21 protein-coding genes, 1 tRNA gene and 1 pseudogene are annotated in these 24827 nt (G+C 52.4%); 8 read left to right on the top strand and 15 right to left on the bottom strand.

All coding sequences use genetic code 11. The features are described 5' to 3' along the window. Positions 1 to 52: 52 nt before the first annotated feature. The 7 genes from lpxD to CENROD_RS00060 all read left to right on the top strand — a co-directional run bounded on the left by lpxD (position 53) and on the right by CENROD_RS00060 (position 4862). A complete protein-coding gene (lpxD, locus tag CENROD_RS00090; RefSeq protein ID WP_022770985.1) occupies positions 53 to 1045 on the top strand; it encodes a UDP-3-O-(3-hydroxymyristoyl)glucosamine N-acyltransferase in 993 nt (330 codons plus the stop codon). A gap of 16 nt (positions 1046 to 1061) precedes the next feature. Next, positions 1062 to 1499, top strand: a complete 438-nt coding sequence (gene fabZ / locus CENROD_RS00085) for a 3-hydroxyacyl-ACP dehydratase FabZ (RefSeq protein ID WP_022770984.1) — start codon at positions 1062 to 1064, stop codon at positions 1497 to 1499. A 61-nt stretch (positions 1500 to 1560) separates the two neighbouring features. Continuing rightward, complete coding sequence (lpxA, locus tag CENROD_RS00080) at positions 1561 to 2355, top strand: acyl-ACP--UDP-N-acetylglucosamine O-acyltransferase (RefSeq protein ID WP_022770983.1); 795 nt, start codon at positions 1561 to 1563, stop codon at positions 2353 to 2355. Beyond that, a complete protein-coding gene (gene lpxB, locus CENROD_RS00075; RefSeq protein ID WP_238551788.1) occupies positions 2352 to 3518 on the top strand; it encodes a lipid-A-disaccharide synthase in 1167 nt (388 codons plus the stop codon). Before lpxA ends, lpxB begins: the two co-directional genes overlap by 4 nt. Beyond that, positions 3518 to 4102 carry a ribonuclease HII gene (gene rnhB / locus CENROD_RS00070; RefSeq protein WP_022770981.1) on the top strand — a complete coding sequence of 195 codons (585 nt, stop codon included), beginning with the start codon at positions 3518 to 3520 and terminating at the stop codon, positions 4100 to 4102. The genes lpxB and rnhB overlap by 1 nt, the downstream gene beginning before the upstream one ends. A gap of 177 nt (positions 4103 to 4279) precedes the next feature. Next, a complete protein-coding gene (locus CENROD_RS00065) occupies positions 4280 to 4744 on the top strand; it encodes a Dps family protein (protein WP_022770980.1) in 465 nt (154 codons plus the stop codon). Positions 4745 to 4787: 43 nt separating this feature from the next. Then, positions 4788 to 4862, top strand: a tRNA-Val gene (locus CENROD_RS00060). Positions 4863 to 4966: 104 nt separating this feature from the next. Here CENROD_RS00060 and CENROD_RS00055 read toward each other — a convergent pair. Next, the gene (locus tag CENROD_RS00055; RefSeq protein ID WP_022770979.1) at positions 4967 to 6010 is read right to left on the bottom strand and encodes a GGDEF domain-containing protein; all 1044 of its coding nucleotides are present in this window, start codon (positions 6008 to 6010) and stop codon (positions 4967 to 4969) included. Between the two features lie 146 nt (positions 6011 to 6156). On the opposite strand from CENROD_RS00055, the gene CENROD_RS00050 reads away from it, so the two are divergent. Continuing rightward, on the top strand, positions 6157 to 7260 hold the full coding sequence (locus CENROD_RS00050) for an MraY family glycosyltransferase (RefSeq protein ID WP_022770978.1): 1104 nt from the start codon (positions 6157 to 6159) through the stop codon (positions 7258 to 7260). Between the two features lie 139 nt (positions 7261 to 7399). Here CENROD_RS00050 and CENROD_RS13385 read toward each other — a convergent pair whose 3' ends face one another. The 14 genes and pseudogenes from CENROD_RS13385 to dnaA all read right to left on the bottom strand — a co-directional run bounded on the left by CENROD_RS13385 (position 7400) and on the right by dnaA (position 24803). Further along, on the bottom strand, positions 7400 to 8350 hold the full coding sequence (locus tag CENROD_RS13385; protein ID WP_022770977.1) for a hypothetical protein: 951 nt from the start codon (positions 8348 to 8350) through the stop codon (positions 7400 to 7402). Then, positions 8350 to 9453 (bottom strand): DegT/DnrJ/EryC1/StrS family aminotransferase, encoded by a 1104-nt coding sequence (locus CENROD_RS12815; protein WP_022770976.1) that lies wholly within the window; start codon positions 9451 to 9453, stop codon positions 8350 to 8352. Before CENROD_RS12815 ends, CENROD_RS13385 begins: the two co-directional genes overlap by 1 nt. A gap of 69 nt (positions 9454 to 9522) precedes the next feature. Then, positions 9523 to 10512: an NAD-dependent epimerase/dehydratase family protein gene (locus tag CENROD_RS12810; RefSeq protein WP_022770975.1), complete on the bottom strand. Its 990-nt coding sequence runs from the start codon at positions 10510 to 10512 to the stop codon at positions 9523 to 9525. Further along, positions 10499 to 11467, bottom strand: a complete 969-nt coding sequence (locus CENROD_RS12805; RefSeq protein WP_022770974.1) for a class I SAM-dependent methyltransferase — start codon at positions 11465 to 11467, stop codon at positions 10499 to 10501. Before CENROD_RS12805 ends, CENROD_RS12810 begins: the two co-directional genes overlap by 14 nt. A 121-nt stretch (positions 11468 to 11588) precedes the next feature. Continuing rightward, positions 11589 to 12305, bottom strand: a complete 717-nt coding sequence (locus CENROD_RS13380; RefSeq protein WP_151194550.1) for a hypothetical protein — start codon at positions 12303 to 12305, stop codon at positions 11589 to 11591. Between the two features lie 101 nt (positions 12306 to 12406). Next, positions 12407 to 13108: an acylneuraminate cytidylyltransferase family protein gene (locus tag CENROD_RS12800; RefSeq protein WP_022770972.1), complete on the bottom strand. Its 702-nt coding sequence runs from the start codon at positions 13106 to 13108 to the stop codon at positions 12407 to 12409. Positions 13109 to 13115: 7 nt separating this feature from the next. After that, positions 13116 to 15419 carry an N-acetylneuraminate synthase family protein gene (locus tag CENROD_RS00040; protein WP_022770971.1) on the bottom strand — a complete coding sequence of 768 codons (2304 nt, stop codon included), beginning with the start codon at positions 15417 to 15419 and terminating at the stop codon, positions 13116 to 13118. Between the two features lie 46 nt (positions 15420 to 15465). Beyond that, the gene (locus tag CENROD_RS00035; protein ID WP_022770970.1) at positions 15466 to 16356 is read right to left on the bottom strand and encodes a class I SAM-dependent methyltransferase; all 891 of its coding nucleotides are present in this window, start codon (positions 16354 to 16356) and stop codon (positions 15466 to 15468) included. Positions 16357 to 16386: 30 nt separating this feature from the next. Then, positions 16387 to 17739, bottom strand: coding sequence for a flippase (locus tag CENROD_RS00030; RefSeq protein WP_187292310.1), 1353 nt, complete (start codon positions 17737 to 17739; stop codon positions 16387 to 16389). A 66-nt stretch (positions 17740 to 17805) separates the two neighbouring features. Continuing rightward, a pseudogene (locus CENROD_RS14170) lies at positions 17806 to 18218 on the bottom strand (transposase); the annotation flags it as partial. 140 nt (positions 18219 to 18358) lie between these two features. Beyond that, complete coding sequence (locus tag CENROD_RS00025; protein ID WP_022770967.1) at positions 18359 to 18841, bottom strand: hypothetical protein; 483 nt, start codon at positions 18839 to 18841, stop codon at positions 18359 to 18361. Positions 18842 to 19492: 651 nt separating this feature from the next. After that, positions 19493 to 22018, bottom strand: coding sequence for a DNA topoisomerase (ATP-hydrolyzing) subunit B (gene gyrB / locus CENROD_RS00015; RefSeq protein WP_238551864.1), 2526 nt, complete (start codon positions 22016 to 22018; stop codon positions 19493 to 19495). Between the two features lie 56 nt (positions 22019 to 22074). After that, positions 22075 to 23181: a DNA polymerase III subunit beta gene (gene dnaN, locus CENROD_RS00010; RefSeq protein ID WP_022770964.1), complete on the bottom strand. Its 1107-nt coding sequence runs from the start codon at positions 23179 to 23181 to the stop codon at positions 22075 to 22077. A gap of 98 nt (positions 23182 to 23279) precedes the next feature. Then, the gene (gene dnaA / locus CENROD_RS00005; protein WP_051360394.1) at positions 23280 to 24803 is read right to left on the bottom strand and encodes a chromosomal replication initiator protein DnaA; all 1524 of its coding nucleotides are present in this window, start codon (positions 24801 to 24803) and stop codon (positions 23280 to 23282) included. Positions 24804 to 24827 lie beyond the last annotated feature (24 nt).

The following is a 24827-nucleotide window of genomic DNA, read 5'->3' as shown; positions in this document are numbered from 1 at the left end:
ACACAACGGGGTAACGAGCTGGGTTGGAAGGACAGGTTTTGTGCAGGGTTCCATGTTGCGGGTAGGGGCGGTCGTAGACGAGTTGGGTGGGGAATTGCATGGTGATGCAGACAGGGTGATCGCTGGCATCTTGCCTTTGCATCTGGCTGGCCCCACGCACCTGAGCTTTTTGTCCCACCCCCGCTACCGGCGCGACCTGGAACACTCGCAGGCGGGGTGCGTCATCGTCCCGCCAGATATGGTCAACATCGCTCGCCAGCGTGGGGACTGCATCGTTGCCCAGCAGCCGTATCTGTACTTCGCCCGGCTCACCCAGCTTTGGAAGCGGATGCAACGCCAGGGTACCGAAGATGACGGCCCGCGCATCCACCCTAGCGCGGTCATCGACCCCTCCGCCACCATCGATCCCTCTGCCCGCATTGGCCCTCTCTGCACAGTCGGCGAGCGGGCCGTCGTTGGGGCGGACACCGTGCTCGTCGCCCGCGTGAGCGTGGGGGAACGTTGCGTGCTCGGCAGCCGTTGCCTCGTCCACCCCGGGGTGGTGCTCGGTGCGGATGGGTTTGGCTTTGCGCAAGACGGCGCAGAGTGGGTCAAGATCGAGCACCTCGGCGCGGTACGCATCGGTAACGACGTGGAAATCGGCGCCAACACCTGCATTGACCGTGGCGCCTTGCTCGATACGGTGATCGAAGACGGCGTCAAGCTCGACAACCTCATCCAGATCGCCCACAACGTGCGCATCGGCCCTCACACCGCCCTCGCGGGCTGCGTGGGCGTTGCCGGTAGCGCGGACATCGGCGCGCGCTGCACCATCGGCGGCGGGGCCGTGGTGCTCGGGCATCTGCGCATCGCCGACGACGTGCATATCTCTGCCGCCACCGTCGTCACGCATTCGCTTCCCAAGCCCGGACAGTACTCAGGCATTTTTCCCATCGACGACAACGCCGCTTGGGAAAAGAACGCAGCAACGCTCAAACAACTTTCCCGCTTGCGCGACCGGGTACGCAAGCTGGAATCCTTGTCGCCCCCTTTGTCGGAACACTGAACTCACCTTGCATTCCATGGATATCCACGCCGTACTCCGCCACCTTCCCCATCGCTATCCCTTCCTGCTCGTCGATCGCGTGGTGTCCATCGACAAAGGCAAAAGCATCGACGCCCTCAAAAACGTCACCATCAACGAGCCTTTTTTCCCCGGCCATTTCCCCGGCCGTCCCGTCATGCCTGGGGTGCTGATGCTCGAAGCACTGGCGCAGGCAGCGGCGATTCTGGCTTTTCACACGCAGGGCACCCTGCCCGACCCCGATACCGGCTACTACTTCGCAGGCATCGACGAAGCGCGGTTCAAACGCCCCGTCGAACCGGGTGACCAGCTCTTGCTACACGCAGAACTGTTGCGCATGAAGGCCGGCATCTACAAATTCCAGGCCCGCGCTACTGTGGGCGAGGAATTGGCCGTCGAAGCCGTGCTGACCTGCGCCATGCGCAAAATCGCCTGAAGCCTGGCCTGCCCCATTGGCACCACCCAGCCTGACCCTTTTCCGCTGACCCTTTGCCGCCTTGAGCACCATCCACCCCACGGCCCTCATCGACCCAGGCGCCGAACTCGACAGCACGGTATCCGTCGGCCCCTACACCCTCATCGGGCCGCACGTCCGCATTGGCGCCCACACCACTGTTGGCCCGCACTGCATCATCGAAGGCCACACGACGATCGGGCAACACAACCGCATCTTCGGGCACGCAGCGCTCGGCGGCATTCCCCAGGACAAAAAGTACGGCGGCGAACCGTGCGAGCTGGTTCTTGGCGATGGCAACACCATCCGCGAGTTCTGCACCATGCACATCGGCACCGTGCAGGATCGTGGAGTGACCACCGTCGGGGACGACAACTGGATCATGGCTTACGTCCATTTGGCGCACGATTGCCAGGTAGGCAGCCACACGATCTTTGCGAACAACTCCCAGCTTGCGGGCCATGTCCATGTGGGGGACTGGGCCATCCTGGGCGGATTCACCGTCGTACACCAATTCGTTCGCATCGGCGCACACAGCATGACGGCCTTATGCACCATGCTTCTGGCCGATGTGCCACCCTTTGTCCTGTGCCAGGGACAGCCTGGCCGTGCGCGTTCGATGAACTTCGAGGGACTACGCCGCCGGGGATTTGGCAGCGAACGGATCGCCGCAGTCAAGGCGATGTACAAGCACCTGTACCGCGAGGACGTTCGCCTGGAGGAAGCCTGCCTTCGCATCGCACGGCTGGAACAAGACTACCCTGCTGCGGCAGAAGATGTGCGCATGATGCTGGCGTTCTTGCAGCAGACGTCCGCCGAACGGGGCATCGTCCGTTGACGGCGATACCCGGAACGCTGCGTGCAGCGCTCGTCGCTGGGGAGGACTCCGGCGACATCCTCGGCGCAGCGCTATTGGAAGGCCTGCGCCATCGCTGGCCCACCGTACAAGCCGCCGGCATCGGAGGCCCCCGCATGGCAGCGCAGGGCTTCGATGCTTGGTGGCCGCACCACAGGCTGTCTGTCCACGGGTTCGGGTGGGACACACTCCGGCGGATTCCAGGAATCCTGTCGATCCGCCAGCGTCTTGCGCACCGCTTGTTCGATGCCCCCCCCCAGGTCTTCGTCGGTATCGATGCACCGGACTTCAACCTCCACCTCGAAGAACGCCTGCGGCAACGGGGTATCCGCACCGTGCATTACGTGTGCCCATCCGTATGGGCGTGGCGCGCCGAACGCCTGCCACGGCTGCAACGCTATGCCGATCTCATGCTGTGCGTCTTTCCCTTCGAGCCTGCATGGCTTGCAGAGCGCGGAATCCGGGCCAGCTTCGTGGGGCACCCGCTGGCTGCGGCCATCCCTGCAACACCAGACCGTGCAGGGGCACGATTGCGCCTGGGCCTGCCCCCGGAATCGACCGTGCTGGCAGTGTTGCCGGGGAGCCGCGAGTCCGAGATTCGGCACCTGGCGCCGCGCTTTCTGGCTTGCGCACGCATCGTGCAGCAGGCATGGGGGCCGGTGCATGTCATCCTCCCCGCCGTGCCACAGCTCGAACCACAGATCCGGCGCATCGCCTCGCAAGAGCCTCCCGTACCCCATCTGACGATCGTCAGCGGTCAATCGCATGCAGTGCTGGCGGCATGCGATGTCGCCTTGGTCGCCAGCGGCACCGCCACGCTGGAAGCTGCGCTCTTCCAATGTCCCATGGTCATAGCCTACGCGATGTCCCCGCTGTCTTGGCGCATCATGCAGGGCAAGCGGCTCCAGCCCTGGGTAGGGCTGCCCAACATCCTGAGCGGGGAATTCGTCGTGCCGGAACTGCTACAAGAACAAGCCACCCCCCAAGCCTTGGCCAAGGCGGTATTGGCGTGGCTGGATGCCCATGCATGCAGCCCTGACCAAATCACCCGGCTACGGCAAGGGTTCCGCGCACTCCATGCCACGTTGCTGCAGGACACGCCCACGCTGGCCTCGCAAGCGATCGCGGAAATGCTCGGGGCCTGATGACATCGACAGCCATCCTTGCCGGTGTGGATGAAGCCGGGCGCGGGCCGCTTGCTGGGCCTGTGGTTGCTGCTGCGGTGATCCTGCATCCCGAGAAGCCGATTGCCGGGCTGGCCGATTCCAAACAGCTCAGCGCCCGGCAACGCGAGGCTCTGTTCGACGACATCCGCGCCATGGCGTGGGACTACGCCATCGCCCAAGCCAGCGTCGAAGAAATCGACACACTCAACATCCTGCGCGCCACCCTGCTGGCCATGCGCCGCGCCGTGGAAGGGCTACGGCAGCGCCCCGACCATGTGCTGGTTGACGGTAACCAAACCCCCATCCTGTCGATGCCATGCACGGCCATCGTGCGCGGGGACCAAAGCGTTGCGGCCATTTCCGCAGCGTCGATCCTCGCAAAAGTCCACCGTGACCGCTGGTGCCTGCAAGCGCATGAGCAATACCCAGCCTACGGCTTGGCCCAGCACAAAGGCTACGGAACGGCGCAACATCTTGCGGCGCTGCGTGCCCTCGGGCCTTGCCCGCTACACCGCCAAACCTTTGCACCGGTTCGACAGGCCCGCGAAGCCCATGCAAGGTAGCGCACAATTCCGGCCTGTACGGCATGGCCCGTGCCCTAGGAGCTTGTCGGGCGCTGGTTTCCGTAACGAAAGCGGTTCGTACACCGCCCTGGCTGGTGCTGGATGCGGACAACGAACACCCCCCATTTCTGACAAGGAGCAACGATTGTGGCAACCAAGAAATTGAAGGCCTCGGCCATGGATATCGGCATCAGCGAAGCAGATCGCAAAAAGATCGCAGAGGGCCTTTCCGCGCTACTCGCCGACAGCTATGCCCTGTACCTGATGACGCACAACTTCCACTGGAACGTGACAGGCCCGCAATTCAACAGCCTGCATGCCATGTTCATGGATCAGTACACGGAACAATGGAACGCACTCGACGTCATTGCCGAACGCATCCGCGCACTGGGGTTCCCCGCGCCGGGTACCTACAAGGAATTTGCCAAGCTGGGGTCGATCCAGGAAGTGGACGGCGTGCCCAAAGCCGACGAGATGGTGCGCCTGCTCGTCGCAGCGCAGGAAGCAACGGCCCGCACCGCACGCAAGCTCATCCCCACAGTCGATGCTGCCAACGACCAGCCCACGATGGACTTGCTGACCACCCGCCTCGACATCCACGAAAAAACGGCGTGGATGCTACGTAGCCTGCTCGAAGAATAAAAAGCCCGCTATGCCATAATTTGCGGCTCTGCATTGCAGTGCAGGGCGGTTAGCTCAGGGGTAGAGCACAGCATTCACACTGCTGGGGTCGGAGGTTCGAAACCTCCACCGCCCACCAGATTCCATCCCAATTCGGTCACTGCCGAAGCCCAGACGCCCAGCCATTGTGTTGGGCGTTGTCGTTTTGGGGATGCAAAGGCCTCATCAAGCCCAACGGACCAATCAAGACTCGATTTCGTCTTCTTCGGGGTCGAAAAAGGCAATGGCATCCGTCTTGATTTCCTGCACGGACACCAGCCCTTCGGCTAGCAGATCCTCAAAAAACGTGATCTGGTTGCGGCCGTTGCGTTTGCTGAAATACAGCGCTTGGTCGGCACGATCGACGATCGTCGTCGGATACGTGCGCCGATCCATCTGCGTGCTACCGATGCTCACGGTCACGTGCCCTACCTGCGGAATCGACCGCTCCTCCACCCGCTGGCGAAACCGTTCCAACGTCACCAGGCAATCGGCACGATCCGCGCAGCGGATGATCAGCACGAACTCCTCCCCCCCAAAGCGGAAGATCAGATCGTTTTCCCGGAAAGAGCTAAGCATCAACTGCGCCAGGATCACAAGCACTTCGTCCCCGTACAGATGCCCAAAACGGTCGTTGATCGACTTGAAGTGGTCGATGTCGACCATCACCAGCCAGTAGCTGGACGACTTGGGCAAACGACGCTCCGGGTTGATCAGCGTCGGCTCCGCCATGATCAACTCATGCACCCGGCTGACGCACTCGTCGAACGTCTTGCGGTTTGCCAGCCCGGTGAGCTGATCCGTCTGCGCATGGTGCATCAGGCTCACAAAGTTCCGGTAGATCTGCACGACGCCGGAGACCATGTGACTATCCATGCGGGAGAGTTCTTTTCCCAAGGTAATCTGCAAATAGCTGCGGCCGGAACGGGTAGACGTCAACGCAAAAACGATGAGCACCCCGGAATCCGTCTTGGCCGAATAAAACTTGGCGTCGGAAACACGCAAAAACTCATCGGCCATGGCGACGTGCTCATCCAGCACAAGGTCGTCGTGAAAGGCCTCGTACCGGTCTTCCCGGTAGGCCACTTCCATCGTCGGCTGGCCTTTGCTGTTGAGCCGAACCATCCCGAGCGACCGTGGGCGCAAAAAACCGTAGAGGGTTTTGAGCAAACTGCGCTCCATCAGTTCCAGATCGCGTATCGCAGTCAAGCTGGCAAGCTGCTCTAGCAGCAAGGGTCCTGAGGTCATGGCTCCTCCTGAAATATCCACCCATCTATTCGACTATCCCCGGTTCGCGCACGAGTGTACGAGGCTATCGCTCTGCTTGACTCACTGGACGCCATGGATGCGCATGACTACACTTATTGGCCCATTAGCACTAACCTAGGCCACTGATGAGCGTCAATCTTCTCGATGAGCCTGCCGTCGTTGGTTCGGCTGTGACCTTTCTGGCCAGCGTTTTCGTGCTGCTGACCCGTGGGTGGCACGCACACTTCACGGGCGACTTCACACACGGTGTACAGAAAGTACACACGCACCCCACCCCGCGAATCGGTGGCGTACCCATCGCCATCGGGCTTGTACTTGCGTGGGCCTTGGTCTCAGAACAGGTGCAGGCCCTGTTGGGGCCTATGCTGATTGCAGGAGTGCCCGCTTTTCTGTTTGGCCTGGCTGAAGACTTGACCAAGCGCGTAGGCGTGTTGGTGCGCCTGCTGGCGACGATGGGAAGCGGAGTGCTTGCTTGGTGGCTTACGGACATCTCGATCACCCGCGTCGATATCTGGGGCGTGGACACTATGCTGGCATGGCTACCTGCCTCCATTCTCTTCACGGCCATCGCTGTGGGTGGAGTAGCCAATGCTGTCAACATCATCGATGGGTTCAACGGTTTGGCATCGAGCATGTTGGTCATCGCTGCCGTAGGTTTTGGGTCGATTGCCTACCAATTCGGAGACCTGCCACTGACGGGGATCTGCGTAGTGCTGGCGGCCTGCACGCTGGGGTTCTTTTGCGTCAACTGGCCCTTCGGCAAGATCTTTCTGGGCGACGGTGGCTCGTACCTGTTGGGGTTCGGCCTTGCGTGGGTGGCCGTGCTGCTGATGCACCGGCACCCGACGGTATCCGCCTTTGCTGTGCTGATGGTTTGCGTACACCCTGTGACGGAAGTGCTTTTCAGCATGTACCGCCGCAAGATGCGCAAAACGCACGTCGGGATGCCGGATCGCCTGCACTTCCACAGCCTGCTTGGGCGGCGCGTGGTGCGGCACCGTACTGCGCACTTGCCTCCCCTGCTGCGCAATTCAACCACCGGCATCGCAGTAGGAATGATGTCGATCCCCCCTGTCATCGTCGCGCTGTGGGTACACCAATCTACGTTCTGGTCTGCCACGGCATTACTTGGGTTCGTACTGGCATACCTGACCCTGTACGCACGCATGGTGCGCTTTGCATGGCGCTCCCCACTGGCGTTGCTGACGAACCGTCGGATGCGGGACTAGGCTACCCAGCAGGATCGACGAAGCCGATAGTCCGCAAGAATGCTGGCACATGTGGCCAAGAATATATCTGGCCATACTGGATAACGACTTCGCTACGCTAATGGTGACGATTATTCTATCCACCAGAGTAGCCATGTTTTCATCTCAGCTCAAAAGACATTGTGGAATTTTGAACATATGAGCGATATGTAAGTATTTTTGAAATAAATAACTTAAATATTCGAAATAGTGATTTATTATCCTGAATCTTTACTTTGTAATTTATTCCAATAAGTATCTTTATAGCATATAAAATATCAATGAAGTATGGATTATACACATAAGAGACAGCAACTTTAGGCAACAAGTAGTCTCCAATAGAAAATTGAACAATTTTTCTATTTAAATATATTATTCTGACACCATGAAAATGCCACGCTACTGCTGCAGAATATGGAAATCGATTGGCGTTCCATGGGGCAAGAATTAACGATTGGTTTTGTAAGACATGTGTTTCCTTACAAAATAATTCTGGCCATTTTTCCAGATATTTTTGATCACCAAATTTGCCATCCTCATGCCTTGCATGGCACCATTCGACACATCGTTGTTCCCACCACAGCCTGACCACTTCACCACCATCGCGAGTAATAGTCACAAACTGAACACAATACTGTCCTGAAATAGCTGACTGGTCATACTCAGGTGCATACGCATGATCTGTTATTAACACATGTTTACCAGATGCACCAAGTTCTTCAAAGATTGATTTTGGATTCTTACGAAACCAAAAATCAGCGTCTATATATGTAACACGCGCTACAGATGGGTCTGCCTCAAATACGAAACGATGCGAAAACGGGGTCAAAGTCCAGCAGTACTCACCTTTGGTACGCCACTGTTTCACACACAGCAATTCTTTGGTCTCCAGCTCACTGAGATATAACAAACGAACATTTGGTAACTGTATCTTGGCAAGCACCTTGTACGCTTCATCATCCACACACAGGATCCAAAGTGTGTAATCCTTGACATGCCTTTCCATCGACATGTGAAGCGCCAATCCTTGTGGAAGAAAAAAGCTATCAAAAAGGGTGACGTAGTGCTCCATCAATCCCCCCGGAAGCTATTCACAGCGCTAATCACTTGTGTCACATCGGCATCAGACATTTGAGGATGAACAGGCAAGGTCAAGCACATTGCTGCATGATATTCACTCACTGGCAACCCACATGGATCTCGCATAATTTGTAGACATTGTTTCTGATGATGCACCGGAATAGGATAATGGATCAGTGCCTGCACTTGGTTCTTATTAAGATGGAATTGTAATGCATCTCGCCATTTACAAGTAACTACATAAAGATGATAAACATGTGCAGCATCTTCTTCCGGCGGAATCATCTTCTTAACTAATGAATTAGTAATTCCGACTTCATAAGCATGCGCGATGCTACGTCGACGTTCAGTGAAAATTTTCAGCCATTTAATCCGTTCCCGCAAGATGGCAGCATGAAGTTCATCTAGGCGGCTATTCATTCCAAATTCAGGGTGATGATAACGATCGCTTTGGCCATAATTACGCATCCGCATAGCATCAGCAGCCAAACATAAATTATTGGTGACAAGCATGCCACCATCCCCGAGTGTTCCTAAATTTTTCGTAGGGTAAAAGCTGTATGCCCCTACTTCACCAAAATTTCCAGCAACCTTACCCTGCCATGATGCGAGATGCGACTGAGCGCAATCCTCAATGAGCCAAGCATTGTTTTCATGACAAAACTCGATCCAAGCGGCCATTTTTCGAACCTGCCCATATAGGTGAACAAGTATCACCGCCTTGGTTCTACTAGATATGCAGCGCTGTGCACTTTCCAAAGAGAGAAGGGCTGTGTCCGGTTCAATATCAGCCAGCACTGGTATAGCACCAGCTCGCAAAATAGCTAATACTGTCGCATAAGCAGTCATAGATGTAGTGATGACCTCATCCCCTGGGCCAATATTGAGCGTACGAAGTGCAATCTCAATGGCGTCCATACCATTTCCGACACCTACAGCGCATGCAGTACCACAAACGGCAGCCCACTGTTCTTCAAACGAGCGAACTTCATCACCAAGTACATACCATCCTGAATCGATCACACGGCGTATAGCAGCCAGCATGGCTTCACGCAATGCTGCTGGTTCGGCTCCAAAGTCGTTCATCTGAATCATTGCTGCGCCTTACTATATAAATCGTAATTTAATTTATGGAAGCAGTTAATATTGCACCCTCTACAGTTCTTACCAGTAGTAAGAATGATGTGCCTGATAATATTTCACAGTTTTTTTCAATCCTTCCAACAACCCGACTTTTGGCACCCAACCTAGTTCCCGTGCAATCAACCCAAAGCAACTATAATAATCTCCGATATCAATTACTTTTCTTTCTAGAGGAAATGGTTCAAATTCGTATACCCCACCATATCCAAGACTTACTAGTACTTCAGCAAGTTTTCTTAATTCAACAACCTCAGTACTTCCCAAGTTATAAATTTTCCCATTCGCTGCATCGCTCGCTCCAACCATCAGCATGGCGGTTACGCAGTCATCTACATAATTAAAATCTCGCAATTGACTGCCATCACCGAAAACTTTGATTGGTTTTCCTTCAATCAACATACGAATCCATATCCCTAAAAAGGTCTGTCGAGCATCCTGGACCCGCATCCCGGGGCCATACGTGTTAGTAAGTCGTAGAGCAGTAGCTCGAATTCCATATACATTATTATATAGCAGGTGATACGACTCGCCGGCCAATTTATTAATTCCATTGACATCCACTGGACGAGTTGGGTGCTTTTCGTCTACAGGCAAATAGTCAGGTTTACCATATATTTGACGTGTACTCGCAAAAACAATTTTAATACTGGGATTATTCTTGCGGCATGCTTCAAGAATTGATAATTGTGATGCTGTATTAATATCAAGATCAGACTGAGGATCACTCATCGAATCAACGTGACTGGTTTGCCCCGCTAGGTTAAATAAGTAATCCTTTCCCTGGAGAAGATAGGCGATTGCAAACGGATCGCGTACATCACAAACATTCACAGTCACCTTATCTTTAATATCGAAAATGTTATAAGGATTTCCGCCGAACTTAGGAATCAGACTATCTACCAGTGTGACCTGTGCTCCATACTCAACAAGTACACGCGCTAGATTGGAGCCAATAAACCCAAGCCCGCCGGTGATAAGAACAGATGAACCTTGATAATCATGCAACTTCATTTTTTTTAAGAACAATTATTGATGAATGTCCGACTGTTACCAAATTTGGGAACAATTTGCCAATAGGATATGCAAATAAGGAAGAAATTTTTCCAATGATTCTCCCAATAAAGCTTATATCTACCGTTTTTTGTTTTCTTTGTATTATATTGCATAAATAGAACCTTACCATGGTAGTAACAGCCCAATGTCGATGAACATCAGATAGTTTTTCTTCAACATAATTAAGAACTTCGATATTATATTTATTTGCTAAATAAATTAACGATTTTTTACTCCAGAGAAGCACATGATGGGGAGGCATATTTAAAATGTTATTCACAGCATACCCAATAAAGCCAGAATTATTTGGGACTGCCAAGACAATGATACCTCCGGGCTTACATAAACTTACCAATGCGGAGAAAAAACCATGTATATCAATAACATGCTCAAGTACCTGAAAACAAGTTACTGCATCAAAACTATCTTTTAATGAGTCTGAGATCTTCATTATATCAATCAAATCAACATTTCTTCCCATTGACTTTGCAATTTCGACTGATTTTTCACATAAATCTGATCCGAAATAATTAACTCCATCCGGCAGATAAGTTGAAAATTCTCCTATGCCGCAACCAACATCAAATAAATTAATCTTTGCATTTAATACCGACAATGTAAACTCGTATTCAGTCTTCCCTGGGTGCTTGTAGTACCAATCCCAGTCCGCTAGTTTACCATAGAATAAAGCATCACCAGGAATAAAAGGGTAATAGTAGCCAAGCCCACATATGTTACATTGACACTTCGTGATTTCTGATTTACGGATAGCCTGAGATACATCTATACCTACTTTACCCCAAATAGCTATAACATCTTCTGAATTAATAAGCTCCAAAATTTGTGGAGTATTATAGCAAAGAGGGCACCTCATTTCCAATGTATCAATCCCATAAATATTATTACTATTCATGAATATCATCTACTTATTAATCGCCAGCCTAAGGAAGGTCTACGCAACTCTAAAACTCAGTGATTCTACGGTTTTAACCTGGTAAATATCCCCCGGCTCTGCCGGGGGATATTTACTTTCATCAGACCATCAGTTCTATCGTAGAGAATGGAAACTGACGGAGCCACGAATCGTCAGACAGATTATATATATCAATCCCCATGGAATGGGCATGCCTAGCATAAAAAGCATACCTTTCAAACAATGCGATACATGCCTTTAATTCATAAACAATATCCTGCCAAGTATCGGGATCCGTTGCATTCTTCCGAACTTCCATATTTTTATCATAAAAATTATTTACAAACCCCCCATAATCACGCAGTACAGTATGATCGCATCCAACGAGACAAATTTTTCGATAGCCAAGCATCATAACCAAAGGGAGCAATAACAGTGGTGCCGTCTGCGGAGCGGGGAAAATATATTTTACACGCGGCCATAACCAGTCAGCTAAACTATTCTGTAATCCATATAAAATATTATGTGAAACAGCCAATCCACTAGCTTGCACAAATAATTTATTACAAACAGGCGTATAGATTGTCGTGGTTGATGGAAGTTGTAGTGCAGCTTCATCTAACCACTTAATAAAATTATCTCGTTCCATCGGTTCATGATAGCAAGCAAATCCATGAACCAAAGGCCTAATCTTATTTATATCTGGATGTAGGAAAGCGTTGCTAACAGTGAAGCAGTCTTTTCCAGAAAGCAAGGCCAAATTTTGGCGTTTGATGCTGGGGCCAGTCGCTATAATAAATGCAGTGTCGCTAGTAACGGAATTCTTCAGATGGGACAACTCCCTATGCAAATACTTTCTGTAATCAGTGAAATACCGAATCAATAAAGATATCTCTCTTCCTACGCCACAAACTTTTCTACTAAGAAATAAACTTATACTCATTGGAACTTGGCGTTTTGAACAACCCACTCTAAGTACCGAAAATCATCTAACGAATCAATTTCATAACTTTTATTCTCATCCATCACGTATAAAACAATATTTCCACCAAGACGATTCTCATTTTCTCTTAAAACCCATGGTTTGTAAATATAAATCGATCCATTTTCAATATATTGTGGACGCATATCTTGTCGGCGTGGGCGTGACCTCCAATCATAGTTGATGGAGACAGGGACTCCATCACACAACTCCCATAAAAACCTGTGCGACGGACATACAGACAACAAAGAATCAGCATCGTTGCTCAGCATCTCATACATAGCACAATCTATATCGTCCGAACTGCGGAGTGGCGATGTGCATTGCAAAAAAACAAAATAATCTGGACATATTCCTAACAGTTCCAAATAAAACAAAGCATGCCGAAGTGCTGATTCTGATGTGGCCGTATCTCCAGCTAACTCGGAAGGCCTCTCGATGATCTTTGCACCATAGTCGCGCGCTACAGAAGCAATTCTGGCATCATCGGTGCTAACATATACATCTTGAACCGTATTGGCGTGAAGTGCTGCTTCGATACTATACGCAATCAGTGGCTTGCCCGCCAAGGGAAGAATATTCTTTCCTGGTACCCCTTTAGAGCCACCGCGAGCAGGAATGACGGCTACGGCATGGACATTGGAATTACTGTACGACATGGTTGATTTACCTAATGAGTATCATTCCGGCTACAGCATCTCGATTCGCTTTTACCGCTTTTGCGATACTTTCCAAACGCTCTAGGGCCCGCCAAGCCCCAGCTCCATCGTTTTTATGACCTTGCCAAATTTCTGGGATAAATGTCACGCTAGCATGAGCGTGATGTCCAAATAGTATCCAGAATTCTTTCCAATCGATATCTCCATCACCAATCTGCAACCCCTCACCATCTACTCCAGCAGCATCTGCAATATGCAGATGCGCAGAATATGGTAATACTTGCTCCAGAAATCGTGCAAAAGAGTATTTTAGGTGATTACATGCGAGTTTAGAATGAGACAGATCAAGACAGACTCGCATTCCGGATTTTTTGCAAAAGTCAACTATTGATTCTGCATCAACAAATAAGTTATGAAACTGCTGGCCACCAAAATGCCATGGAAAGGGCGGCATGGTTTGAGGAATTACTTCAACCCCATCACAATCCAGCTTACTGAGACTCACAATCAAACGAGAATACATGACGCTGCACTCGTCTGCATTCAAATGCCGATTTTTACTAAACCCCCCAACATTCACAACGATGCACGGCTTACTCGTACGCTTAAAAAAAGGTGTCAGTTCACGTGTAAGAACAATTACCCGCTGCAATTCACGAATCGATCTATCCAAATAGTCGCTGTCTGGTGAACATAAATCCAATGTGTGATCCCCGGCAAACAATTCTGGAGCATGAACTACCAATTCTAGATCAAGCGCTTCTGAAAAATATTTCCGAAAATCGAGAGCCATGTCCTTATAACTCAGATGAATTTCAAGTAGCGTTGGATTGGAAAGACTGGACATCTGCTGTAAATCATGATACCTCACCGGTATACCCCAAGACCGCTCACCGAAGTCATAATTTCTGACGATGACCTGTCCCTCTCCCAAATCTGATGGATAAAAATAATCCCCAGCTTTCTTGTCCCGTCTAAGCACGACTCCGATGAGATCCATCTTCCTGTTCGGTTGCAAGCCATGCCCTGGACTCCGTACAGTAATCATCTCTTCAGTGATACAAGAACCAGCCGGAATATCCTGTGCAGCCGTCAGGCTTTTGGCGAGAGTTTCCCTGTTGATCATTTCTCCTTGAGATACCGTGCGATCACCAAAATGGCCAAGTGCTTCCTCAATCTGTCGAACACCAGTCACCATCTCAGAAAATTCATGCGGTAGCAGACTAATCTTGTGATCGTTTCCTTCGAGCGACTTGTCGAGGGTGAAATGCTTTTCAATCACTTTTGCACCAAGAGCAATGGCAGCCATTACAACATGGATACCTCGTTCATGACCAGAATAGCCGACCAACCCTTCACTCAATTCTCGCAAATGTTGCATGTAACTCAAATTGACATCCTTGAATGGCGCGGGGTACGTGGAGTTGCAATGAAGCAATACGAATTGAGCACCGATTGCCTGTAAATGGCGCACCCCCTCATTAATTTCTTTCTCGGAGGACATTCCTGTAGAACATATCATTGGTTTTCCGGTGGCTGCGATTGCGTCGATCAAGTCGAAATTCGTGAAGTCAGCCGAAGCAATTTTGTATGCGGGTAGTCCATAACTTTCGAGTTTTCGGAGGCTGGCATGATCCCAAGGCGTACAGAGTGGCAAAATGCCCTTTTGTCTACAATGGTCGAATGCAGTAAACAATTCTTCATCAGTAAGCTGAAATCGCGACAATAGATCAAGCGTGTACTGATCACCAAGATCTGAACTGTCATCATTACTGTTACCGGCATTCCGATACAGGCTCTTAAGGTCGCGCATCTGAAATTTCGCACAATCAGCCCCAGCTTCCACTGCCGCATCTACAAGTGCAAGGGCCCGCTCCAGACTCCCATTGTGATTATTGCCAATTTCTGCAATAAGGAATGCGGGAGCATGTTCGGAAAGCATCCGACCATCCAAATCCATTTCACGCAGTACATGTAATGCGACTGCAGCAAGTCGCATGTGAGCATCTACCAATGGAACCGCAACTACCCTGCTATTAAGCATGGCTTGAATATGCCGTGCAGGAGCATCGACATTGGCCCACTGTATTCGAGAATTCATTACTCTCGACACCGGAACGTCAAGATTTACATCCAGACTGGATGTTATCCATCGTCGAAAATCTCCATCCGTCAATGCTCCTTCCAGGGCGCCATTTTCTGACACCACAAATACAACACGTGACTTATTCGAATTAATTTTATTTAAAGCATTAAGCAACGAGTCTTCTTTGAAAACTACTAATTTCCCAAAAGATTTCTCGATGATCATAATATATGTACCATTACTTATTGATTGATAAATAGATCAGAACCAATCACGTTTCAGCGACTGCTACCAGTGTATCCGTGGCGTCAATCCGCGCAAGTGCTTCCCCGTAGGCAACTGTCAAATTATCTGTTTCGAACGCAGAAAAAAGCTCTTTATGTCCGCCTGGCTGGCCAAATCTCAGCCATTGCAGGTGATTGGTTAACCCATATCGCTGCACACCTTCGATGAGTATATTGTTGAAGCCAGCCCGTTTCAGCAATCGTGTCAGGGAATCCCGGGTATGCAATACCAAGTGTTGCGACCACAAAGTAAAATCAATAAATGATTGAACTTTTAAGGTTTTAATTAGGATGTCTTTGGCGTGAGGAACTTCAATGATTATTTTTCCATTCCCATTACTTTTTAACTTATCATGCATCTTACTCAGAACCTGAAGTGGATCGGGAAGATGTTCCAAGCTATGAAACATAAAAAATGTATCTTGGCCATCGAGAACATTATCAAGATGATCTACACAACTGATACCTATTTCACTCAGCGCTTTTGCAAAATCCTGCTGCAACTCAACCCCAACAACCGTTGCTGCGTCGGCATATACGAGTCGCAAAAAACCACCCCGCCCACAACCAAAATCCACAATTTTCTTACCGATCGCAAATCTGCGGTAACGAGAATACCGCCTCTCGCTATCCAGGATATCCTCCAGATCACCGCTTGCACTATTGAATAAATTTCTATTTTTTCGACGATAATGTCCACTTGCGTATTCATGCTCGCCAACATAGAAATCATCTATAAAAATTACTCCTGTCACGCGGTCAATATATACGGGCAGCGCGTCGCGGTCACGGGTTTTTCCGGCGAATAGTTCCACATCCTTCTCATGAATCGCTCCAATCTCCATGAGTGTGTTTCGAACGAGATTTTTCTGATTCATCGATTATATATTCCTATCAAAGATAGTATATTACACACTCAATCGACTCAATCTAATAAACCTGATTGGCCCCGATAGCAACGCCTTTGTTTTCGCCCGGAAGTATCCAATGGTATGCGGTGTCATAGCGTCAAATCCATAAAACAACAGCGAGTAACTCACCAGAGTTGCGCATGCTGCCCCAACTCCACCATAAATTGGGATCAACCAATAATTTAGTGCAATATTCACTATGCAGCTCATGACCGTGCGCGACAATATAAGCCTTTGTAAATTGTCCGCAAGGTAAAACTGATGTCCGGCGACACCTACATATAAGAACAGCGTAGACCATATATGGATTTGCAGAATTGCCGAAGCCCCCTTGTATGGGAGTCCGAATAGGGATTCAATCAACATATCTGATGTCAGCGCTACCAATACCGATGATGGCAATGCGATAGTGACCAGAAGATCGAATAAATGCTGCATCCGACGTTGATATGACGCTTCATCTTTCATCTTCGATTTTATAATAGCAGGTGCCAGCGACCCTACTATGATATACGGTACTGCATACCAAATCCCACTAATGCGTAGAGCAGCAGAGTATATCCCTACCGATTCATCACCCAACATATTCCCGAGCATCACTTGATCGATTCGCATGTGGATCAAGTCCGCAAACCCCGCAAAGATCAACATCCAAGACTCGCGTATCAAACTTTTGGCTCTTTCAATTCTTACAATCCACCATCGAATATGGCCATTTTGGCTCTGATACATCATGAATAGCCCGCATGCCACCAGCACGCTTTCGATTGTTGCTATCCATGCAAAGGCCAAGAGAGGTGCTTTTGTCAGAATCAGTACAACTTTGCCTGCTGCAAATATAATAATCACTGCATTTTCTGTCCATACAACATAGCGCGTTTGCACTTGTGATGCATACCAATTTCGAATCACGTCACTGGCATTGATCAGCAATGTCATACCCAGTATGGCCACCACAGTACGGGCCAGCATATCATCTGGGCGCAATACGTATCCAAGCAAGACGCAAGCTGCATAGGCTACTAGCCCAGATGTCGCTTGCATAACCAATGCCGATCCGAGTATTTCTTCCGCTTGTTCCGGTTTTTTCACCAGTTCCCGTATGACAATGTTGCCTAGCCCGAGGCTCGCAAGTGGGGTCAGCATAAAAACCAGCGCCCACCCATAATTGAATAGGCCGAATTGTTGAGGACCAAGGTAACGTGCAATCCATACACCGATCAATGCTCCTAGCCCAAGTCGAAATACCTTGTCCGCAAACATCCAAGCCATGTTGCCTGCAATGCGTGCAAAATCGGCATCCAACGAAATACGCCGATAGATTCCGGCCGGTAACAACTTCGACAACACGATTGAATTGCATCCTTGCATGCAAAGTTATAATATTTTAGCGAGACACGTTGCTGCTGGTGTCTTGAGCAGCTCCTTGCCCATCTGCCGGTGTCTTTGCTCTGGCGTTACCAACCATATCCCGCTGTGCCGGTGTTCGTTGCTGTACCAGTTCACAAAATCCGAGTACCCACTGGCGTGCATGATTCAACGTCTCAAATGGCCTGGCAGGATATTTCTGGCAGTTCTTCTGCATAGACCAAAACAAACTCTCTGAGTACGGGTTGTCATCGCTCACCGATGGGCGGCTGGAAGATGGCATCACGCCCAATCGCTGTAACATACACAGCATCGTCACCCCTTTCATCGGGCTGCCGTTACATGCACTTCCCATCCCATGATCTTCCGGCTGACAACATCCACAGCCATGTACATCCGATAGCCCCCCCTTGGACCAGCGTGAGCAGGTACGTGATATCCCATGTCCATACCCAGTAGGGAACGTGTGGATGTAGACAATTCATTCCAGTTTATCAAATATCAATTCGGATACTTGATGATACGGTATTACTGCATAACCACTTTCACTGGGCAGATGGTCACGCTGTGTACAGCGTCGAATTTTTGGAGCCGGTAATAATCATCGCTCTGCATTGCGCCTCTCTATTTCATTCAGCATATTCTCTGCACTTCCTGTCAGTCTTGATACAAACCGGTGCCCGCTCCAGAGCGCTTCATGAAAAATCTGCATATCTTCCACATATTCGTGAACCATCTGATTTCTTAGATTACGCATAGTCATCCAATCTTCAGTCGATTCGATCCAACCTAAGCGTTCCGCCAAATCAAGATTATCAATCGCAGAACCAGCTTTTTCACCCAAAAGTGCCAACAATAAAGGCAACAATTTGTCTCCAACAGTGTCTTGCAGCCGCCCGAAACGCCCTACGAATGCTTCTACACGCTCGGCGGTATCTGGCGTTTCCTCCAACCTCCTTAGTTGTTCTAAATCCAATCCGCCATCAAACAATCGCGCATTGGTTGTGAGCAAATGGCGGCATTCCTTGCGTACCACCCGAACAAGAAATTCCAACCGCGCCCAAACTTTCGGCGCAGTCGTCATAACAAAATCCCCTCTTCGTGCGCAATCTTGTGAATAGGGAAATGTTGCAAATTGGGGGCACTCAACAATACATCCACCTTGCGTCCTAGCAGAACGCGAGACACGCGAGCTGACACCTTGGCGGCAAGCAGGGCAGGATGTTCTATCGGCTCTGCAAACTCCAACAGCAAATCCAAATCCCCGCCCCTGGCCTGATCGTCCAGCCTGGAGCCAAATACACGCACAGCCAAATGTTTGCACGCTGTAACCTCCATCACCGCCTGAAGAACCGCTCTGGCTTGATCATCGGTTAGGCGCACTGCAATTCCTTTCTATTCTGCTGATTCATTCAAGCAATCGAGCATTGCTTTCGTGGCTGGTGTGAACCGTGTCTTGCCTGCATTCTCCACATACAGCCCCTGTTTGACTTCGTGGCTTCCGGCATCTCGGAACCATGGCAACCAAAGGCCAGCAAGATGACATCGCATTGATTCAGAATGTGGCTTTCCGTATCGCTCTGCGCGTTATCGAAATACGACCCGCTCCTTACCGGATATAAACCGGATCGACTTCACCGCAAAGCAGAAACGTGTGCTGGTATGGATCACAACGTTCCACCCGTACACAAAACGTCAAACCGACAATTTCCAGCCTTGTAAGCCGGTCCAGCCCCTACACATCAATATTCCCCGCCAGCAGCGCGTTGTTCTCGATGAACTCGCGCCGGGGTTCGACTTCGTCTCCCATCAGCATGGCAAAGACTTTGTCGGCTTCAATGGCGTCGTCGATCTGCACGCGCAGCAGCGTGCGCACTGCGGGGTCCATCGTGGTTTCCCAGAGCTGTTCGGGGTTCATTTCGCCTAGGCCCTTGTAGCGCTGGCGACTGGTGCTGTGCTGGGCTTGCTCGATCAGCCATTCCATGGCTTCGTGAAAGCTCTGCACAGGCTGTTCTTTTCTACGCTCCCCTTCACCCCGGGCTACCTTGGCTCCGGGGCCGATCAGCCCTTGGAACGTTTGGGCGGCTTCGGTCAGCACAGCGTAATCCGCGCCATGCACAAAGTCTTGGGTGATGGTGCTGGTTTTGCGGTTGCCGTGGTGTTGGCGGATGATCCGCAATACGGGCTTGTCGGTACGAGTGTCGAATTCACTCGCCACTTCGGCATCGGGCAAGCGTTCTTGCAACGCCACAGCACTTTCCTGCGCTTGTTCTACGGTGTCAAGGTTCAGCGTTACGCCGTCGACGATGGCGCGCAAGCCCCCCACGTCCATAAAGGCCCCGAGCCGATTGATGATCCCCTGCACCGTCTGATGGCGGCGCGCCAGCCGTTCCAGCGCTTCGCCTCGCAGCACGGTGCCTGCGTCGTCGCCTGTGTGAACCTCGGCGTGGATGAGTGCCACGCGCAGCAGGAATTTGTCCAGATCCGCAGGCCCTTGCAGATATAGCTCCTCCCGCCCGGCTTTGACGCGATACAACGGGGGTTGGGCTATGTAGATGTGCCCGCGCTCCACCAGTTCCGGCATCTGCCGGTAGAAGAAGGTCAGCAGCAAGGTGCGGATGTGCGCGCCATCCACGTCCGCGTCGGTCATGATGATGATGCGGTGGTACCGCAGCTTGGCGACGTCGAAGTCATCCGCCCCAGACTGCCCGCCTGTCTTGCCAATGCCTGTTCCCAGCGCGGTGATCAGCGTGAGGATTTCATTGCTGGTCAGCAGCTTTTCGTATCGCGCCTTTTCGACGTTGAGAATCTTGCCGCGCAGGGGCAGGATGGCTTGGAACTTGCGATCCCTGCCCTGTTTGGCCGATCCGCCGGCGGAGTCCCCTTCGACGATGTAGATCTCGCAGAGCGCGGGGTCCTTTTCCTGGCAATCGGCCAGCTTGCCGGGCAGGCCCATGCCGTCCAGCACGCCCTTGCGGCGGGTCAGGTCACGCGCTTTGCGGGCGGCTTCGCGGGCGCGGGCTGCATCAATGATCTTGCCGACGATGAGCTTGGCATCCCCAGGGTGTTCCTGCAGGTAATCGAATAGCAGCTTGCTGACGGTGTCCTCCACCGGCCCGCGCACTTCGGAACTGACAAGCTTGTCCTTGGTCTGGCTGCTGAATTTGGGTTCGGGCACTTTGACGCTCAGTACGCACGTCAGCCCTTCGCGCATGTCGTCGCCAATCACTTCGACCTTGGCTTTTTTCGCCATGTCGGAGTCGTCGATGTATTTGTTGATGACGCGGGTCATCGCCGCACGCAGCCCCGTGAGGTGCGTCCCCCCATCCCGCTGCGGGATGTTGTTGGTGAAGCACAGCACCTGTTCGTTGTAGCCGTTGTTCCACTGCATGGCCACTTCCACCCCGATCATGGTGTTCTGGTCGCTCATGCGTTCCCCCGTGGCATGGAAGATGTTGGGGTTGAGGATCGCCTTGCCCTTGTTGATGAACTCGACAAATCCACGCACGCCCCCGGTGCCGGAGAAGTCGTCCTCCTTGCCCGTGCGTTCGTCCTTGATGCGGATGCGAACGCCGCGATTGAGGAAGCTCAGCTCGCGCAGGCGTTTGGCCAGCACGTCGTAATGAAAGTCCGCGTTCTGCTGGAAGATGTCCGAATCCGGCAAAAAATGCACCTCGGTGCCCCGGCGCTGCGTCTCCCCAATCACCCGCATGGGCGATATGGCTACCCCGTCGTTGGTTTCGATGAGACGGTTTTGCACTGCACCCCGGCAAAACTCCAGCACATGCACCTTGTGGTCGCGCCGGATCGTCAGGCGCAGCATCCGGCTCAATGCATTGACGCAGCTCACGCCCACGCCATGCAACCCGCCGGACACTTTGTAGCTGTTCTGGTCGAACTTGCCCCCGGCATGCAGCTCGGTCAGCGCAATTTCCGCAGCACTGCGCTTGGGGTCGTTCTTGTCATCCATCTTGACCCCGGTGGGAATGCCCCGCCCGTTGTCGACGACGCTGATGGAGTTGTCCGGATGGATGGTGACGACGATGTCATCGCAATGGCCTGCCAGCGATTCATCGATGGAGTTGTCGACGACTTCGAAGACTAAGTGGTGCAGGCCCGTGCCGTCGGAGGTATCCCCGATGTACATCCCCGGGCGTTTGCGCACTGCCTCCAGCCCTTCGAGGATCTGAATCGACCCCTCGCCGTAGCTATCTATCTCCTCCGCAGGTTCCGCCACGGCTGGCGTTTCCGTTTCCGGCATGAGGGGGTCTCGTTCTTCAGACATGGTGGAGGCTGGTGTAGGGCAAAGGTCGCAAATCAGATGCGCATGGGCATCACGACGTAGCGGAATTTCGGGTCATCAGGCAGGGTGAGCAGCACCGAGCTTGTCGAGTCAGTGAAGTGCAGGTTTACGGTCTCGTCGGCAGTGTTGCTGAGGACGTCGATGAGGTATGTGACATTGAAACCAATCTCGAAACCCACGCCCTGGAAGTCGATGTCGAGTTCATCGACGGCTTCTTCCTGCTCGGCATTGCTGGCGACGACACGCAAAACGCCGGGTTCAAAAACGAGCTGCACCCCACGAATCTTTTCCGATGTCAGGATCGCAGTGCGCTGCAAGGCACTGAGCATGGCCGTGCGGGCCAGCATGGCCGAGTACTGATGGTCTGTGGGAATGACGCGGGCGTAGTCCGGGAACCTGCCTTCGACAAGGTTTGTCGAAAACTCGATCGACCCAAAAGCAAACTTGGCGCGGTTCCCGGAGAATCGCATTTCGATCGTCCCCTGGTCGTCGGAAAGCAGGCGCTGCAACTCCAGCACAGTCTTGCGCGGCAGGATGACGCCTTGCTTAGGCATGTCTACGTCCAGCGTGGCGCTGGCAAAGGCCAGGCGATGCCCGTCAGTGGCGACGAGCCGCAATTCGTCTCCTTCCACCTCGAACAGGATGCCGTTGAGGTAGTAGCGGATGTCATGCTGCGCCATGGCGAAGGACACCTGCCCCAGCAAGCGCTTGAGCGCCTTTTGCGGGATGCTGAAAGGGGGGCTGAAGTCGTCCCCTTCGCGGGCAAGGGGGAAGTCCTGCGCAGGCAAGGTCTGCAAGGTGAATCGACTTTTTCCCCCGCGCAACACGACGCGGGAATCCTGCGCGTCGAGCGTGACGGTTTGCAGATCAGGCATCGACCGCAAGATGTCGATGAGCTTGCGTGCGCCGACGGTGATGGCTTCGTCGCCCACATCGCCGCCGAGGTCAGATGCCGTGCGCAGTTGCAGCTCCAAATCGCTGGAGATGAATTCGAGCGTCGATCCAGTCTTGCGAAGCAGGACATTCGCCAAGATAGGCATGGGGTGGCGGCGTTCGACGATGCCACAGACTGATTGCAGCGCAGTCAGTACTTGATCGCGCGTGGTGTGAAAGAAGATCATGGTTTTCTCGTAGGGATGGATGCTGCACGCTGGCACGATGGCAGGCACTGGCGATTCGGCAACCATGCCGCCCACCGCGCCCGCCGGGGGGAACCCCCTCAGCCTTTGAGCGTCTGTTCGAGTACGTGCAACTGCTGGTTGAGTTCGGCAGAGGTCTGCCGCTCGGCACTGACCTTGCGCACGGCGTGCAACACCGTGGTGTGGTCGCGCCCGCCAAAGATCTCGCCAATTTCCGGAAGGCTCTTCTGGGTAAGTTCCTTGGAAAGGTACATGGCAATCTGCCGTGGGCGGGCAATGTTGGCAGGCCGTTTTTTGGAATACATGTCGGCGACCTTGATCTTGTAGTAGTCCGCAACGGTCTTCTGGATGTATTCGACGGAAATCTGCCGGTTCTGAATCGATAGCAAATCGCGCAAGGCGTCCTTCGCGGTCGGGATGCTGATTTCCTTGAGGTTGAACCGGGCATAGGCCAATACTTTGCGCAGCGCGCCTTCCAGTTCTCGCACGTTCGAGCGGACGTTTTTGGCGACGAAAAACGCCACTTCTTCAGAAAGGGGGATGCCTTCAGCCTGCGCCTTGTTCAACAGGATGGCAACGCGCATTTCCAGCTCGGGTGGCTCGATGGCGACGGTCAAGCCCGAATCGAAGCGCGAAACCAGGCGCTCGTGGATGTCGGTCAACCCCTTGGGGTAGGTGTCGCTGGTCATCACGATGTGGGACTTCTTGGCCAGCAGTGCCTCGAACGCGTTGAAAAACTCTTCCTGCGTGCGATCCTTGTTGGCGAAGAACTGCACATCGTCGATCAGGAGCAGGTCGAGCGAGTGGTAGAACTCTTTGAACTCGTCGAACGCCTTGCGCTGGTACGCCTTGACTACGTCGGTCACGAATTGCTCGGCGTGGATGTACAAAATTTTTGCCCGGTGCTCTTCCACCAACAAGCGGTTGCCAATGGCGTGCATCAAGTGCGTTTTTCCCAAACCCACCCCACCGTAGATGAACAGTGGGTTGTACATCGTCCCCGGCATACTGGCCACGTGCATCGCTGCGGCACGGGCCACGCGGTTGGCGCTGCCTTCGATCAGTGCATCAAAAGTCAGCGCGGGGTTGAGGCGATTTTTGGGCGGCGCCGAGGTTGCCGATGCAGCCGATGCTGCGGTGATTGACGGCGCCAAGGACGCTGCTGCAAAGGGAAATGGAGACGGAGCGGCGTCACGGGCTACCGGGAAGGAGTTGGTGGATGGGGAAGTATGGGAGCGCGTGGAAGAGTGGGTGGAAAGACTGGAGGGAGATGCTTCCACAGTACCCTGGGAACCACCCGAACCACCTGCAACACCCCCGGCAGCGCCGCCATCCCGCGCCGACAACGCCAGTTCGATCTGCACAGGCTGGCCAAGCAGGCGCTCCATCAAAGCAGCAAAGCGGGAACCGTATTGCAGGCGCACCCAATCCAGCTTGAAGCGGTTGGCCACGAAGATCGTGACCTTGGAACAATCGTCTGCAAACCGTGCGGACAAAGGCTTGATCCACGTCTGGTACTGCTGCTCCGGCAGCTCCAGTGCAAGCTGTTCCAAACACGACTGCCAGACATCCAAGGCCGCTCCAGAGGCCGCTTCCGAGGCCATTTTTGTGGGAGTTTCCGCAGTCAT

Source organism: Candidatus Symbiobacter mobilis CR, from assembly GCF_000477435.1.
Lineage (GTDB): Bacteria > Pseudomonadota > Gammaproteobacteria > Burkholderiales > Burkholderiaceae_C > Rhodoferax > Rhodoferax mobilis.
This window is presented reverse-complemented; position numbering and strand designations above follow the sequence as displayed.

What these genes read in the sequence shown, in the direction of transcription:
- gyrB (WP_238551864.1), bottom strand. Translation starts at nt 22,018, where the DNA reads ATGCCGGAAACGGAAACGCCAGCCGTGGCGGAACCTGCGGAGGAGATA.
- CENROD_RS12810 (WP_022770975.1), bottom strand. Translation starts at nt 10,512, where the DNA reads ATGAAGTTGCATGATTATCAAGGTTCATCTGTTCTTATCACCGGCGGG.
- CENROD_RS00065 (WP_022770980.1), top strand. Translation starts at nt 4,280, where the DNA reads ATGGATATCGGCATCAGCGAAGCAGATCGCAAAAAGATCGCAGAGGGC.
- CENROD_RS12815 (WP_022770976.1), bottom strand. Translation starts at nt 9,453, where the DNA reads ATGATTCAGATGAACGACTTTGGAGCCGAACCAGCAGCATTGCGTGAA.
- CENROD_RS00055 (WP_022770979.1), bottom strand. Translation starts at nt 6,010, where the DNA reads ATGACCTCAGGACCCTTGCTGCTAGAGCAGCTTGCCAGCTTGACTGCG.
- CENROD_RS00050 (WP_022770978.1), top strand. Translation starts at nt 6,157, where the DNA reads ATGAGCGTCAATCTTCTCGATGAGCCTGCCGTCGTTGGTTCGGCTGTG.
- rnhB (WP_022770981.1), top strand. Translation starts at nt 3,518, where the DNA reads ATGACATCGACAGCCATCCTTGCCGGTGTGGATGAAGCCGGGCGCGGG.
- CENROD_RS00040 (WP_022770971.1), bottom strand. Translation starts at nt 15,419, where the DNA reads ATGATCATCGAGAAATCTTTTGGGAAATTAGTAGTTTTCAAAGAAGAC.
- CENROD_RS12800 (WP_022770972.1), bottom strand. Translation starts at nt 13,108, where the DNA reads ATGTCGTACAGTAATTCCAATGTCCATGCCGTAGCCGTCATTCCTGCT.
- CENROD_RS00025 (WP_022770967.1), bottom strand. Translation starts at nt 18,841, where the DNA reads ATGACGACTGCGCCGAAAGTTTGGGCGCGGTTGGAATTTCTTGTTCGG.
- CENROD_RS00035 (WP_022770970.1), bottom strand. Translation starts at nt 16,356, where the DNA reads ATGAATCAGAAAAATCTCGTTCGAAACACACTCATGGAGATTGGAGCG.
- dnaA (WP_051360394.1), bottom strand. Translation starts at nt 24,803, where the DNA reads ATGGCCTCGGAAGCGGCCTCTGGAGCGGCCTTGGATGTCTGGCAGTCG.
- dnaN (WP_022770964.1), bottom strand. Translation starts at nt 23,181, where the DNA reads ATGATCTTCTTTCACACCACGCGCGATCAAGTACTGACTGCGCTGCAA.
- lpxD (WP_022770985.1), top strand. Translation starts at nt 53, where the DNA reads ATGTTGCGGGTAGGGGCGGTCGTAGACGAGTTGGGTGGGGAATTGCAT.
- CENROD_RS13385 (WP_022770977.1), bottom strand. Translation starts at nt 8,350, where the DNA reads ATGGAGCACTACGTCACCCTTTTTGATAGCTTTTTTCTTCCACAAGGA.
- CENROD_RS12805 (WP_022770974.1), bottom strand. Translation starts at nt 11,467, where the DNA reads ATGAATAGTAATAATATTTATGGGATTGATACATTGGAAATGAGGTGC.
- fabZ (WP_022770984.1), top strand. Translation starts at nt 1,062, where the DNA reads ATGGATATCCACGCCGTACTCCGCCACCTTCCCCATCGCTATCCCTTC.